The organism is Corynebacterium sp. KPL3927 (assembly GCF_040225835.1).
Classification (GTDB): domain Bacteria; phylum Actinomycetota; class Actinomycetes; order Mycobacteriales; family Mycobacteriaceae; genus Corynebacterium.
In genome coordinates this window covers 1-13,883 of record NZ_JBEHGD010000020.1, presented here as the reverse complement: position 1 = coordinate 13,883, position 13,883 = coordinate 1, and the positions used below count along the sequence as shown (strand labels likewise).

Below are 13,883 nucleotides of genomic sequence, written 5' to 3'. Positions count from 1 at the left end.
TCTTAAAGGACTCCAGATTGTTCCAAATCACGGCGAAGTACCTCGCGTTCCTCCTCGCTTGCGGCGGTAACAGGAAGGCGGGGATCGCCAACTTCAAAGCCCTGCAGGCGCAGAGCTTCCTTTGCAAATGTCGCTCCGCCCAACCGCGCCTGAGCGCGGGTCAGTGGAAGAAGCGTTGAATAATTTATTTCTTGCGCGCGGGCCAAATCGCCCGCATCGAAAGCTTCATAGAGTTCTACCAAGGCTCGCGGTTCAGCGTGGCCGATGACGGAGATGAAACCCGAAGCGCCGAGGGATAGCCACGGCAGATTTATCGGATCATCACCGGAATACCACGCCAAGTCGGTTTCTTGGATGAGTTCTGCGGCCGCGGAAAGATCGCCCTTGGCGTCTTTCACGGCTTGGATAGTCGGCAATTCCGCAAGGCGGCGGAGCGTATCCGACGCCACTGGGATGCCCGAGCGGCCAGGGATGTCATAGACGCAAATCGGCAGATCCGTTGAATCAGCAACTGCGGCAAAATGCTCGTAGACGCCCTGTTGGGAGGGCTTGGAATAATACGGAGTCACCACGAGCAAACTATCGGCTCCGGCGGCGGCGGAAGCTTGGGCCACCTCGATGGAGGTGGCGGTATTATTCGTTCCGGCGCCCGCACAGATCCGGACGCGGTCTCCCACTTCCTCTTTTACGGCCTTGAGCAGCTCCAACTTTTCGTCCAAGGACGTGGTCGGAGACTCGCCCGTCGTTCCACCTAAGATGAGTGAATCCACGCCGTTGTCTACGAGATGAGCTGCCAGGCGGCGACCCGCTTCTACATCCAGCGCACCGTCACGATCAAACGGAGTGACCATGGCGACGCCAATGCGACCGAAGGTGTCAACGCCAGTCTTTGCTGTCATACCTGTGCTCATAGCCGTCAAGGTTACCCGCTAGGGCACCTTTTGGCCGCATCGGGGTGCCGCGTGTTAAGCGTAAGGGCTTGCGGCCATCTGCGTTCCATCGGCCAACGTGGTGATATGGAAGTCATCGAAAAGCGCTGGTGCTTGCTCCTGCAAATGCTTCAAACACTCCACCGCTACGTTGCGCAATTCCGTATCGGCGTGCTCGGCCGCTCGGGCCCCAATAAAGTGGCGCCAAGCGCGGTAATTCCCGGTGACGACGAGCCTAGTTTCCGTTGCATTGGGCAATACCGCGCGCGCCGCCTGCCGCGCCTGCTTCTTTCGCAGCAGCGCATTCGGCTCATCGAGCTTTTCTTCCAAGGCTTCTAACAGCTCATCGTAGACGAAACGGGTTTCATCGACCGCCTGCATGACCAACCGGCGCAACTGTTCATCTTCTTCCACCAGCTTGGGCAGCGCTACTTGCGTCTCATTTGGATGCACAAAGCGCTGGGATAGCTGCGAGAAGGAAAAATGCCGGTGACGGACTAGTTCATGGCTGGCAGAGCGCGAGAGCCCAGTAATGTACATCGTCGCCGTGGCGTGTTCCAGTAGCGCCGTATGGCCTACCTCCATGATGTGGTGCAGGTAGGCGGAATTCGTAGCTGTGCGCGGGTTGGGCTTGTCAAAGGACTCGTAACAGGCTCGGCCCGCGAATTCGACGAGGGCTTCGCCGTCCGTCGCCGTGTCATCAGCACTCCACTGCGTTCCCTGGGGCGCATTAAACTCGGTAGCGGCAATGAGATGGATCTTTAGCTCACTCGCAGTGGCCATACCGTTACAGCCCCAGGTACTTGTCTAGCCCGACGACCAATCCCGGGTGCTGCGCAATCTCCCGCACGCCGACCAATACGCCGGGAGTAAAGGAGGAGCGATCGTAAGAATCCTGGCGGATGGTCAGGGATTGTCCCTGCGCACCGAAAATGACCTCTTCGTGGGCCACCATGCCGCGAGTACGCACGGCATGCACCGGGATTCCATCTACATTTGCGCCGCGTGCGCCATCGAGAGACTTTTCCGTCGCATCCGGCATCTCTCCCAGTTCGGCATCGCGACGCGCCTGAGCAATGGCTTCTGCGGTGTGGATAGCGGTGCCGGAAGGCGCATCCAGCTTGGTGGGGTGGTGAAATTCCACGACCTCAGCAGTCTCAAAGAACTTCGCCGCCTGCTTAGCAAGCACCATGGTCATGACGGCGGAGATAGCGAAATTCGGCGCGATCAGCACGTTGCCAGCACCTTCTTGGCTAGTCCACTGCTCGACCTGGTCCAAACGCTCTTTATCAAAGCCAGTGGTACCCACCACGCAGTGAATGCCGTTCGGGATGCAAAATTCCAAGTTTCCCATCACCGAATCAGGTTGGGTGAAGTCCACGATGACCTCTGCATGATTATCAACTAATTGCTGCAGATCATCCCCGCGGCTAATTTCTGCTACGAGCTCTAGGTCATCTTCGGCATTAACGCCTTCAACAATCGCCTTGCCGACGCGCCCTTGCGCTCCCAAGACTCCTACTTTGATTGCCATTGTGGGCCTCACTTTCTTAACAACTTTGCGTTAAAATTCTACTTCTTTACCTATCCTATCGCGCTCGCTCATGCGCGGCGGGCAGCCCTCCAGTCACCAGAAATACCACTGCTAGACTTGCCAGTATGCAGATTTATATTGCTTCCGTTCCAGTAGATGACGTTGCTCGTGCCCACGATTTCTATGTCGATGTCCTTGGCTTCCGCGTAAAAGATGACGTCACACACGGCGATTTCCGGTGGCTGACGGTCACCAATGCCGACGGCGATGACAGCGTTGAATTGCTGCTTGAACCCAAGGGCCACCCAGCCGCCAAGACGTACACCGAGGCGCTGAAGGCGGATAATATCCCAGTCACCCAATTCTTGTCGCAGGACGTGGAGAAAGAATACGCCGAGCTGAAAGACAAGGGGGTGGACTTTACCATGGAGCCCACCGACGTTGGCCCTTCCATCATTGCGGTCTTTGACGATACCGTGGGCAACCTCATCCAGCTCGTCCAGTTGAAGCGCTAGGCCACCCCTTCACTAGTTTCCCTTGTACAACAATTGCATCACTTCCCCAGTTGGGCCACTTGTGTACCGGTAGAATCGAAAGAGACAACAAGGTAGACAACCTAGGAAGTGGTCACAATGTCTCGATCTACTCTCACCCGCGTTATCGCTGCTGGCGCCGGTATAAGCTGCATGCTCTCATTGGCTGCTTGCGCTAGCCCCAGCGATGACGAGGCTGCCGATGCCTCGTTCGCCTCGCAGGAGGAATCCACCAGCTCCACAACGGAGTCGACGACGTCATCTGCAAAGAAATCAGAGACTTCTACCACGACCACTGCCGATGACCCGACCAAGACGGTAGAAGACACTGCCCCGTTAAGCCACAATCAACAAAAGGCACAAGGCAATAATCCAAAGCCTGCCTTCGGCGGCATGGGCACGCCCTCCCTCGGGGATCAGCGCCACCTGCCTCCTGGATTGGGTAGCCTCGTTCCCACCGGAATCCGGGTAGCCGCGCATGATTCTTTTACCCGCGTCGTGGTTGACCTAGAAGGTGACGGCAAAGCCGGTTGGTTTACCACCTATACGGATCAGCCCGCCCACCAGGCATCGGGACTGCCGGTCGAGGTAAATGGGGCCACTTTCCTCAACCTTGGTATCGAGGGCACCCCGTGGCCATCGACGCCGGAGTTAGAGCAAAAGTTCATGGATACTGGCACTACACTAGGTGCCGGCGTTGTACAAGAGATCAACTACACCACCACCTTCGAGGCGCAGACGCAGTTGATCATCGGGCTAAAAAAGCAAACGCCTTATTCCGTGACCTTCCTGCAGAACCCGAAACGCCTCGTGCTTGATTTCCAAAACTAGGTGATCACGGCGAAGGCATAGAAATGGCCCTGATTCCCACCATGTGCGGGAAGCAGGGCCATTACTCTAGCTAGCGCGTGAGGGATTAGTCCTCAACTGGTACCAGGGAAATCTTTCCGCGGTTATCAATATCCGCGATTTCTACCTGTACCTTGTCGCCCACGTTGACGACATCTTCGACCTTCTCGATGCGCTCGTCGCCACCAAGGTTGGAGATGTGGATCAATCCATCGCGGCCTGGGGTCAAGGATACGAAGGCACCGAATGGAACGGTCTTGACTACCGTGCCGAGGAAGCGCTCGCCCACCTTGGGCAACTGCGGATTGGCAATGGAGTTAACCTTTTCAATCGCAGCGTCCGCGGCTTCGCCGGTTACCGCAGAGATGTAGACCGTGCCATAGTCTTCAATCGAGACGTCAGCACCGGTATCTTCAGTGATCTGGTTGATGGTCTTGCCCTTAGGCCCGATGAGCTCGCCGATCTTATTGACCGGAATCTTCACCGAGGTGATCTTCGGGGCCAGGCCGGACATCTCATCTGGGGAATCAATGACCTCAGCCATGGTTTCCAGAATGGTGGCGCGTGCATCGCGGGCCTGCTCGAGCGCCTGGGCCAAGACCTTAGACGGAATGCCGTCGAGCTTCGTGTCCAGCTGCAGCGCAGTGATGAATTCGGAGGTACCCGCAACCTTGAAGTCCATGTCGCCGAAGGCGTCCTCGGCACCGAGGATATCGGTCAGCGCCACGAACTTTTCCTTGCCCTTGACCTCACCGGAAACCAAGCCCATAGCGATGCCGGCTACCGGCGCCTTGAGCGGAACACCCGCATTGTAGAGGGACAGGGTGGATGCGCACACAGAGCCCATGGAGGTGGAACCGTTGGAACCAAGTGCCTCAGAGACCTGGCGGATGGCGTACGGGAAATCCTCGCGCGACGGGATGACCGGAAGCAGGGCACGCTCGGCTAGTGCACCGTGGCCGATTTCGCGGCGCTTGGGCGAGCCAACGCGGCCGGTCTCACCGGTAGAAAATGGCGGGAAGTTGTAGTGGTGCATGTAGCGCTTGGACTCAATGGGAGTAAGAGAATCGATCTGCTGCTCCATCTTCAACATATCCAGGGTGGTGGCACCGAGGATCTGCGTCTCACCGCGCTCGAACAAGGAAGAACCATGTGCGCGTGGAACCAAGTCAACTTCAACGGACAGGTCGCGGATATCGGTCAGACCGCGGCCGTCGATGCGGAAGCCATCGGTCAAGATCTTGCGGCGCACGATATTCTTCATGACCTCGTTAAATGCAGCGCGAATCTGCTTGGAGGCCACTGCCTCTTCCAGGTCAGCAAACTGCGGCAGCAGGTCTTGTTCGACCTGCTCCATGTGTTCGTTCGTCGCCTCGTCGCGCTCCTGCTTGCCCGGGATCGTCAGCAAGCTCTCCAACTTCTTGGAAGCAGCTTTTTCCACGGCGGCGAAGACATCGTCTTCATACGCTGGGAAGAGCGGGAACTCCTGGGTCTCCTTGGCGGTGCGCTCTGCCAGGCCGTTCTGGGCCTCGCACAGGGTCTTAATGAACGGCTTAGCCGCCTCAAGGCCCTCGGCGACGGCGGCTTCTTGCGGTGCCGGGGCGCCATCGGCAATGCGCTCTGCAACGTTGGTGCCAGCGCCGGCCTCCACCATCATGATGGCGACGTCTTCTTTGCGGCCCTTAGTAACGATGCGGCCGGCCACGACCATCTCAAAGAGCGCGCGCTCGTGCTGCTCGTGGTTCGGGAAGGCCACCCACTGGCCTTCTGGGTGTTTGTCATCAGCGATAAGCGCCATGCGCACGCCGCCGACGGCGCCGGAGACCGGCAGGCCGGAAAGCTGGGTTGCCGCAGACGCGCCGTTGATGGCTACGACGTCGTAGTACTCTTCTGGGTCCTGCGATAGGACGGTGATGACCACCTGCACTTCATTGCGCAGGCCCTTGACAAAGGTGGGGCGCAGCGGGCGGTCGATGAGGCGGCAGGCCAAGATGGCCTCCGTGGAGGGTCGGCCCTCGCGGCGGAAGAAGGAGCCGGGGATCTTGCCGGCTGCGTACATGCGCTCTTCCACATCCACAGTGAGTGGGAAGAAGTCAAAGTTCTCGCGCGGTTGGTTCGAGGCGGTCGTGGTGGCCAGCAGCATCGTGTCATCGTCGAGGTACGTGGTTACGGAACCATCTGCCTGACGGGCCAACTGGCCGGTTTCGAAACGAACGGTGCGGGTGCCAAAATCCCCATTGTCGAGGACGGCGATAACTTCGGTAATACCGAATTCCTCATCGATATTGAACTCTACGGAGTTCTGAACGCTCATCTAGTAATTCTCCTTGAGTGCTTTAGGCGATCGTCGGTGCCGCCTTTTCCACATTGTTTTTGACAACGGTGAAAATTCTAACAGAGATTCCGCACTTTTGAGCTACGGCAACCGCAATCGCCCCTGCTCCCTACAAGGATTAAGAGGGCATAAAACCACTAATTCCCCTTGCCGCAGAGCAAGGGGAAAAATTCGGCCGCAGCCGCGTCGCAATTAGCGGCGCAGGCCCAGACGGGAAATCAGATCACGGTAACGATCCACGTTGTTTTCTGCCAAGTACTTCAGCAAGCCACGACGACGACCAACCATCAGCAGCAGACCACGGCGGGAGTGGTGATCGTGCTTGTGAAACTTCAGGTGCTCCGTCAAAGTATTGATGCGGGAGGTCAGCAGGGCAACCTGTGCCTCGGGGGAACCGGTGTCGGTCTCGTGCAGGCCGTACTCCTTGAGGATTTCGGCCTTCTTCTCAGTGGTCAATGCCATGAGTATTTCTCCTTTATTTCAGTCCACACTATTCTTCAACGCGCAGCGCCGCCGTGGCGAGCTCCGCGTGCCGCAACTGTCGTGAACCACAGTCGCTAAGCCAACTGGTCATCTTACAGCCAATTAGCGTGGCAAATCAAAACGCTGCGCTACTTGGCGCCCACCGTGCGGAAAAATTCTTCGAGGCGGTCTACAAATGCACTCACAAACCGCTCGTTATCCACGCCCACGGCGACCTTCGCGGTCGGTTCCTGGCTCAGCCTAGTTTCATCCGCGATGGTGCGCCCGCGGGTGGGGCCTTCGGTATCGGTTTTCATATTGGTCTCGATGACTTCCACCAACGACGGATCGGCGGCTACCGCCACGGCCAGCGGATCGTGCAGGCCGCAGCCGCCCAAGTGAGACGCCGTAGTGGCATACGCGCGAATATAGTAATCCACCATATCGGCGAAAACCTCGCCCGCGGCCGTTCCGGTTGCCCGCCAGCGCGCGGTTTCCTTTTCCGTCAAGAGGGTGCGCAATGTGACATCAAGGCCCACCATGGTGACATCGCTGCTGTGACGGAAGAGGTAATCGGTGGCATCCGGATCTTGGGAAATATTGGCCTCAGCCCACGCGGAAACGTTGCCGGGAACGGTCAGCGCCCCTCCCATCATGACGATGTGGGCGTTGGTGGCAAAGGTGGCATCGGCAAGCATAGCCTGGGCGATGGTCGTGGACGGGCCCGTGGGGATAATGACGAGGTCATCACCGTAATCGCGCACCGCCTGCAGGAGAAAATCCGTGGCCGGCTGATTTTCCTCAGGCTTATCGGACGGGGTAAGAAGCACCTCACCCACGCCATTGTGGCCGTGGATGAAGGCCGAAATCTCGCTGGGCTGGAAACCGTCCGGGCTGGGCCCGGCAAAGACCGGGATATCGGGCCTATCCAACAAGTCCAGCAGCGCCAGGGTATTGCGCACCGCCAGTGGGACGGTGACATTGCCGTACGTGCAGGTCACCCCAATGAGCTCAAGATCGGGGTGGGCCAGGGCATACGCCAAGGCCAAAGCATCATCAATGCCGGTATCAAGATCGAGGATGGCCTTCATTTACTTCTCCTTTAAGAAATAGTCTTCGCTATTGCAGCCCTGCGCGCGGGCATCGGCAGCCAGCACCTTGCGGGCGGCAGCGACGTCTTGGGCCATGGCGTCCAAAAGCTCATCGACGGAATGGAATTTCACCATATCGCGCAGGTGGCCCACGAATTTCACGGTTGCCTCATAGCCATAAAGATCGGCATCGCGGTCCAAGACAAAAGACTCCACGGATCGCTCTTCATCACCAAAGGTGGGATTCGTGCCAACAGAAATCGCCGCGGCGTAGGCCACTTCGGGCTGCATATCCCCATCGAGGGGCGAATCAGAATGCACAATGAACCATCCCGCATACACCCCATCTGCGGGAATGGCTACAGTATCTGGAAAGTACTGGTTGGCCGTGGGAAAGCCCAGCTCTTTACCGCCGCGCCCCGCGCCGCGCACCACGGGACCGGTCACCGTAAAGTGCCGGCCAAGCGCCCAATTCGCCGATTCTATTGCGCCCTGGGACAGGCTCTGGCGAATATAGGTGGAACAAATCTGCACGCCATCTTCATCCAGCAGCGGGATGATATCGACGCTAAACCCAAACTCTTCCCCCAGCTGCCGCATGGCTTCTGCGGTGCCGCTGGCCCCAGCGCCGAAGGTGAAGTTCTCCCCCACCACCACGTGCTGCGCATGGAGTTTGCCCACCAAGAGGTCGCGCACATAGGGGCGCGGCTCCACGCCATCGAGTTCTTTGGTGAAGTCAATGACAAGCACCATCTCGATGCCCATTTCTTCCGCGAGCTCTAGCCTACGCTCGAAGCTCACTACGGATAACGGAGCGCGCTCCGGCAAGAAAACGGAGACCGGGTGCGGGTCAAAGGTCACCATGACGGGGACCTGATTATTCGCCCGCGCATGCTCCACGCAAGCAGAAACGAGCTGCTGATGGCCGCGGTGCAAGCCATCGAAGACGCCAATGGTTACCGAGGTCGGCCCCACATCCGCGGGGATGTCATCGATTCCGTAACAAATATCCACGGAATCCATCGTAGAGCATAGACTTGTACCCTATGACTGATGCGCTCGCACATTCCGGACTTGTCATCGTTGATAAGCCTGCCGGCATGACCTCCCACGATGTTGTTAGCCGCTTACGCAGGTATTTTCACACCAAAAAGGTCGGCCATGCCGGCACCTTGGATCCCATGGCGACAGGGGTGCTGGTCCTCGGCATCGAACGCGGCACCAAATTCCTCGCGCACATGGTCGCCTCCACCAAGTCTTATTCAGCCACCATTCGCCTCGGCGCTTCTACCACCACCGATGATGCCGAGGGCGAATTTAGCTGGGGCAATCCTGCGGCCGCGCTGCACCGTTCCGCCATCGAGGCCGAAGTTGCCACATTGACCGGTGAGATTATGCAAAAGCCCGCCGCTGTTTCCGCCATCAAGATTAAGGGCAAAAGGGCGCATGAATTGGTGCGCGAGGGCAAAGAGGTAGATATCCCCGCCCGCCCGGTCACCGTGCACAGCTTTGACATTCATGACCTGCGCACCGAGGGCGATTTTATTGACCTCGATGTATCCGTGGAGTGTTCCTCCGGCACCTATATCCGTTCCTTGGCGCGCGATATGGGCGAGGCGCTTGGTGTCGGCGGGCATTTAACCGCCCTGCGCCGCACGACGGTGGGGCCCTTTGCGCTTGCCGATGCCCACCTCCTCGACGATCTCGCAGAAAGCCCCCGCCTGTCCTTGAGCCTCGACGAGGCGCTCAAGCGCAGTTTCCCCGTCCTGCCCGTCACCGAGGACGAGGCCGCTGCCTTAGCGATGGGCAAATGGCTCGAGCCGCGCGGGCTATCCGGGGTTCATGCCGCGGTGGCCCCCAATGGCCAGGCCATCGCGCTCATTAAGGAAAAGGGAAAAAGGCTGGCCACGGTCTTTGTGGCGCGGCCGTCTACCCTCTAAACCAGAGACATAGCGGGTAGATAGTGTAGATCTGAGAGGCGTCCGTTCAGGCGGAGAAATCTAGGGCCGGAACCAGCGTGGAGACCACGACATAACCGCCCTCTAGGATCCACTTCCCAGTGATAAACGGCACCGGCGTCGGACGGGCCAAAATATAGGAAATAAAGGTTCCATCTTCGCGAATATCGATCTCTGCCTGATCGAAATCGAGCCACCGATGCGTCATGGGAAACCACGCCTTATAGGTGGCCTCCTTGGCACAAAACAGCAGGCGGTCTGGGCAGTGCACCCCTGTCTTTTCTAGGCGCGGCAGCTGCGGCATTTCCCCGGCCCGGGCGATCATGGTCAACACATGTTCGGGCAAGTGCTGGGCCGGCTCCGCATCAAGGCCAATAGAGCGAAAATCCGTGGTGGAGGCCGCCACCGCTGCGCGCAGGCCCTCCGTATGCGTCATGGATCCAATAAATCCTTCGGGCCACAGCGGCATTCCCCGCTCCCCGCGCAGGATTGGGTTTGCGCCTGTAAAGCCCAGCTCGCGCAGGGCCTGGTGCGCACACCACCGGGCATCGCCAAATTCGGATTTCCGGATATCGACTGCTTGCGAGACTAAGGACTGTTCTTTGGGGTCAAGCTGCTCATAGTTGAATAGGTCGGACTCGCGGGCATCCGTACGCACATAGCAATACCGAGTAGTTTCTGGGAATAGGTCGGGATAAAGCACTAATTCACCTCCCCAAATGTCGAGGTAACTGGGTATGGCCACGGGATGCGGTGCGGCTGGTTACGCCATTCGCGCGGGTATCCTAAAGAGACTTCGATATGGTCTACCCCATCCACATTCATCTTTGAGGGCATGTGCAAGTGGCCGTAAATAACCGCTTCTGCTTGGTATCGTCGCGGCCATGAGCGCGTATGCCGCGAACCGCTCCACAGGGCGATTTCTGGAAAGCGCAGTACCATCGTGGGTTCTTGCACCAGCGGCCAGTGATTGACCAAGATGGTTGGGCCCTGCACTCTGGATAAACGCTTAATAGAATACGCCAAGCGGTCCCAACACCACGCGCGCACGTCTACGAAGGGAGCGATAGCTACCTCATCGGTCATGACAAGCTTTTTAGAGCGTGCCTGCTGCACCGCTTCTTCCACCGAGGCACCCGGTGGGCGGAAACTGTAATCATACAGGGTAAAAAGCGGAACAATCGTTATCCCATTAAAAACCGGATAGGGATCCTCCGGGGTGATAACGCCGATCTCCCGGCAGGCAGCAACCAGGTAATCGTATTTTTCTCGCCCCTTGTACTGGTCTTGGGAACGAGAAAATAATTCGTGGTTGCCCGGTGCCCAAATGACTGTGTCATAGCGCTCAGCCAAATCCCGCAAGATGCGCAGGATAAGCTCGCTGCGCTCAGCGACATCGCCTGCCACAATGAGCCAATCGGCGGGATCTGGTGGAGTTAGCTCTGCAATGCGCGCAAAATTTTCACGGATTGCGCCGTGCAAGTCTGCTACTGCCCATAATGTTGGCATTACCGCTCCCACCCCGCCTTGCTCATTATCGTTACGGAATCTCTCGCTGTAGTTAAATCTGTGCTGCTGTTGTAACTCGTTACAGTCACTGTAGCGCAGGTACTAGTCTGCTACTACGGCCCATTTCATGGAATAAAAGCGGTAGACCACGCCTATGAGGCGGAAAGTAATGAATGCAGCCAACCCGCACCACACACCGGTGAGGCCCGTACCCATGGCATGCGCGAGGAGCACCCCGGGCAGAAATCCCAGAAGAACCGAGGCAATGGTCAGGCTGCGCAGGAATGCTGCATCCCCTGCCCCCAATAGGACGCCGTCGAGAGCAAAGACCACGCCGCCGGCGATGACCATGCCAACCAGGATCCACCACGGTTGGCTCATGGCATCAATGACCTCCTGCGAGGACGTAAAGATGCGCGGAATGAACTCGGCTCCTGCAGCGAACACCAATGCAAGAAATGCCGAAAAAATGGTGGAATAACTAACTACCTTGCTTCCCACGCTGCGCGCGTGGCGCGCCGAGCCGGCGCCCAAGGCGGCCCCAGTTAGGGCCTGGGCGGCAATGGCCAAGGAATCCAAAATCAGCGACATGAAGTTCCACAGCTGCATCATGATTTGGTGGCCGCCCAAAGCCGCAGTGCCCACGCGGGAGACCACGGCCGTTGCGGTAAGAAACGCCACCTGAAAGCTGGCGGAACGCAAGATAAGATCGCGGCCCAAGATCAGCTGTTCGCGCACGATGTGCCACCGAAATTCCCACGAACCTTCATGCTGCTTATACAGCTCGCGCACGAAGAGGCTCGCGATAATGCTCATTCCCAATACGGTGGCCATGGCAGACCCGGCAAGGCCCCACCAGTACACGAATGCAGGCACGGCAATGGCGCCGGGAATCATTCCAGCGAGGGTGAAATAAAGCGGCTTTTTCGTATTTTGTACGCCGCGCATCCAGCCATTTCCGGCCATTTCCACCAGCGTTACGGGAATGGCCAGTGCGGCGATCCGCAGCCACAGTGCTGTTCCGGCCGCGGTGGTGGGATCCCCGGTAAGCCACTGGGCAAAAACGCCGCCGAAGATCCACATGATAAGCGTCAAAAGTCCGCCGACGCCCAGGGCTACGTAGGTTGCTTGCACGCCTTCTGCTACTGCTTCAGCGCGCTTTCCGGCGCCGAAAAGGCGGGACGAGCGAGCCGTCGTACCATAAGATAGAAAGGTCAACTGCGTGGTCACCACGGTATGGATGGTGGTTGCCGCGGCGAGCGAAGCCAATTCCTGGGCGCCCAGACGCCCCACCACTGCGGTATCCAGCAAGAGGTAGAGCGGCATCGCTGCCAGGACTCCAAGCGCAGGAAACGCGAGGCCAAAGACCTCGCGTGCGCTTACTGTCGTGGGGGTTGTCTGCCTAGCGTTCATCGATGGCACTCACCAGCTCCGCGACGATGCTTTCTTCGCTTCCCGATGTCATGTACCCGGCAGCGGGAATATGCCCGCCGCCGCCAAATTGGGCTGCCAGGGCCGCGCAATTGATCGTGGTCGAACGCAGCGATACCGCCCATATCCCGGGCGACTGTTCCTTAAAGACCACACCCAATTCCGTGCCTTCAAGGGCGCGCACGAAATCCACCAGAGACTCCACTGCAGAGTCCGAATGACCTTCGATATCGGCCAAGCCTGCAATGAGGATGCCCACGCCCATTTCACCAGCATATTCAATGCGCAGTCCTGCGAGCACGCGGCCGACCATCTGCAAATCATCGGGAGTCGTTGCATCGAGCAGGTCCGTGGCAATCTGCTTGGTATCCAGGCCATAGCGCATCAAGCGCGTGGCCACATCGTGCATGGCAGGCCTGCCCCACCGGAAGCTACCCGTATCGGTCAAAAGACCCGCGTACAGGCAGTGTGCGATGCTGCTTTCGATTTGCACCGACAGCATGTCCAGGATGGTCAATATGGCCACCGTGGTGGACTCGCACTCTGAATCAACCAAGTTTACTGAGCCAAATCCGGGATTGGACGAGTGGTGGTCGATGCACAATACGCGCCCTGCCGTCGCCATCTGAGCGATATCTGCAGAAAATAATCCGGTGCGATCGATAGACCCACAATCCACGGTGACATAAAGGTCATAACCCTCCGGGAGCTCTCGCATGACCTTCACCTGGTCTGCACCGGGAATGGAGTAAAGATTCGGCGCAAAATCCTTGTCCTGGCCGATGACCGCACAGGCTTCTTTCCCACTTTGCTGCACGGCTAAGAGCAACGCCGTGGCTGAACCAATGGCATCGGCGTCCGGGCGCAAGTGGGTGATAATACAGATGCTCTGCGCACCAGAAATGACATCGACTGCGTCCTGATATTCCTTGCGGGTCACTTAAGCCTCGTCTTCATCAGAGGTCTTATACGGATTGGCCTCGCCCGCGGGCTTAGCGTTTTCCTTCAATTTTGCTAGCTCTTCATCGCGGGCCCGAGCGCGCGCCAAGAGCTCTTCCATGTGCGCGGATGCTTCCGGGACGGTATCGAGCTCAAAAGTAAGGGTTGGGGTAAAGCGGACGGACAACTGATCGCCGACGATCGTGCATTCGTGGCCCTTGGCGGGGTTGAGGGCTGCCTCAGATTGGTGGGATGGGGGGGGGGGGGGGGGGGGGGGGGGGGGGGGGGGGGGGGGGGGGGGGGGGGGGGGGGG

General features: G+C 58.4%; 15 protein-coding genes. 3 read left to right on the top strand and 12 right to left on the bottom strand.

All coding sequences use genetic code 11. The features are described 5' to 3' along the window. Window positions 1-2 precede the first annotated feature (2 nt). The 3 genes from dapA to dapB are packed head-to-tail and all read right to left on the bottom strand — an operon-like array spanning window position 3 to window position 2,463. Window positions 3-911, bottom strand: a complete 909-nt coding sequence (gene dapA, locus ABRP86_RS09330) for a 4-hydroxy-tetrahydrodipicolinate synthase (protein ID WP_349863876.1) — start codon at window positions 909-911, stop codon at window positions 3-5. A 54-nt stretch (window positions 912-965) separates the two neighbouring features. Next, entirely contained in the window at window positions 966-1,712 is a 747-nt protein-coding gene (gene thyX / locus ABRP86_RS09325; protein WP_349863873.1) for an FAD-dependent thymidylate synthase, read from the bottom strand. 4 nt (window positions 1,713-1,716) lie between these two features. Then, the gene (dapB, locus tag ABRP86_RS09320) at window positions 1,717-2,463 is read right to left on the bottom strand and encodes a 4-hydroxy-tetrahydrodipicolinate reductase (RefSeq protein WP_349863870.1); all 747 of its coding nucleotides are present in this window, start codon (window positions 2,461-2,463) and stop codon (window positions 1,717-1,719) included. A gap of 125 nt (window positions 2,464-2,588) precedes the next feature. Between dapB and ABRP86_RS09315 the strand changes: the two genes are divergently transcribed. Together ABRP86_RS09315 and ABRP86_RS09310 are read left to right on the top strand one after the other, a co-directional pair. Next, on the top strand, window positions 2,589-2,978 hold the full coding sequence (locus tag ABRP86_RS09315) for a VOC family protein (RefSeq protein ID WP_349863868.1): 390 nt from the start codon (window positions 2,589-2,591) through the stop codon (window positions 2,976-2,978). Window positions 2,979-3,095: 117 nt separating this feature from the next. Then, window positions 3,096-3,827 carry an AMIN-like domain-containing (lipo)protein gene (locus tag ABRP86_RS09310; RefSeq protein WP_349863865.1) on the top strand — a complete coding sequence of 244 codons (732 nt, stop codon included), beginning with the start codon at window positions 3,096-3,098 and terminating at the stop codon, window positions 3,825-3,827. 85 nt (window positions 3,828-3,912) lie between these two features. Here the strand turns inward: ABRP86_RS09310 and ABRP86_RS09305 are convergent, their stop codons facing one another. From ABRP86_RS09305 to ABRP86_RS09290, 4 genes are all read right to left on the bottom strand, one after another. Beyond that, window positions 3,913-6,159 carry a polyribonucleotide nucleotidyltransferase gene (locus tag ABRP86_RS09305; protein WP_349863862.1) on the bottom strand — a complete coding sequence of 749 codons (2,247 nt, stop codon included), beginning with the start codon at window positions 6,157-6,159 and terminating at the stop codon, window positions 3,913-3,915. A 213-nt stretch (window positions 6,160-6,372) separates the two neighbouring features. Continuing rightward, entirely contained in the window at window positions 6,373-6,642 is a 270-nt protein-coding gene (gene rpsO / locus ABRP86_RS09300) for a 30S ribosomal protein S15 (protein ID WP_005278802.1), read from the bottom strand. A 149-nt stretch (window positions 6,643-6,791) separates the two neighbouring features. Next, the gene (locus ABRP86_RS09295) at window positions 6,792-7,733 is read right to left on the bottom strand and encodes a nucleoside hydrolase (RefSeq protein ID WP_349852756.1); all 942 of its coding nucleotides are present in this window, start codon (window positions 7,731-7,733) and stop codon (window positions 6,792-6,794) included. Continuing rightward, on the bottom strand, window positions 7,734-8,756 hold the full coding sequence (locus ABRP86_RS09290) for a bifunctional riboflavin kinase/FAD synthetase (protein WP_349852755.1): 1,023 nt from the start codon (window positions 8,754-8,756) through the stop codon (window positions 7,734-7,736). Window positions 8,757-8,779: 23 nt separating this feature from the next. Here ABRP86_RS09290 and truB point away from each other — a divergent pair, with 23 nt between their 5' ends. Next, window positions 8,780-9,673, top strand: coding sequence for a tRNA pseudouridine(55) synthase TruB (truB, locus tag ABRP86_RS09285; protein ID WP_349863860.1), 894 nt, complete (start codon window positions 8,780-8,782; stop codon window positions 9,671-9,673). Between the two features lie 46 nt (window positions 9,674-9,719). Here truB and ABRP86_RS09280 read toward each other — a convergent pair whose 3' ends face one another. The 5 genes from ABRP86_RS09280 to ABRP86_RS11715 all read right to left on the bottom strand — a co-directional run. Continuing rightward, complete coding sequence (locus tag ABRP86_RS09280) at window positions 9,720-10,394, bottom strand: 4'-phosphopantetheinyl transferase family protein (protein WP_349863858.1); 675 nt, start codon at window positions 10,392-10,394, stop codon at window positions 9,720-9,722. Then, entirely contained in the window at window positions 10,394-11,200 is an 807-nt protein-coding gene (locus ABRP86_RS09275) for a metallophosphoesterase family protein (RefSeq protein WP_349863856.1), read from the bottom strand. Before ABRP86_RS09275 ends, ABRP86_RS09280 begins: the two co-directional genes overlap by 1 nt. 102 nt (window positions 11,201-11,302) lie before the next feature. Beyond that, the gene (locus tag ABRP86_RS09270; protein WP_349863854.1) at window positions 11,303-12,613 is read right to left on the bottom strand and encodes an MATE family efflux transporter; all 1,311 of its coding nucleotides are present in this window, start codon (window positions 12,611-12,613) and stop codon (window positions 11,303-11,305) included. Continuing rightward, window positions 12,603-13,571, bottom strand: coding sequence for a DHH family phosphoesterase (locus ABRP86_RS09265; RefSeq protein ID WP_349863851.1), 969 nt, complete (start codon window positions 13,569-13,571; stop codon window positions 12,603-12,605). The genes ABRP86_RS09270 and ABRP86_RS09265 overlap by 11 nt, the downstream gene beginning before the upstream one ends. After that, window positions 13,572-13,883 (bottom strand): ribosome-binding factor A (locus ABRP86_RS11715; protein ID WP_502880313.1); only part of this gene is annotated, 312 nt, incomplete at its 5' end. It abuts the gene before it with no gap.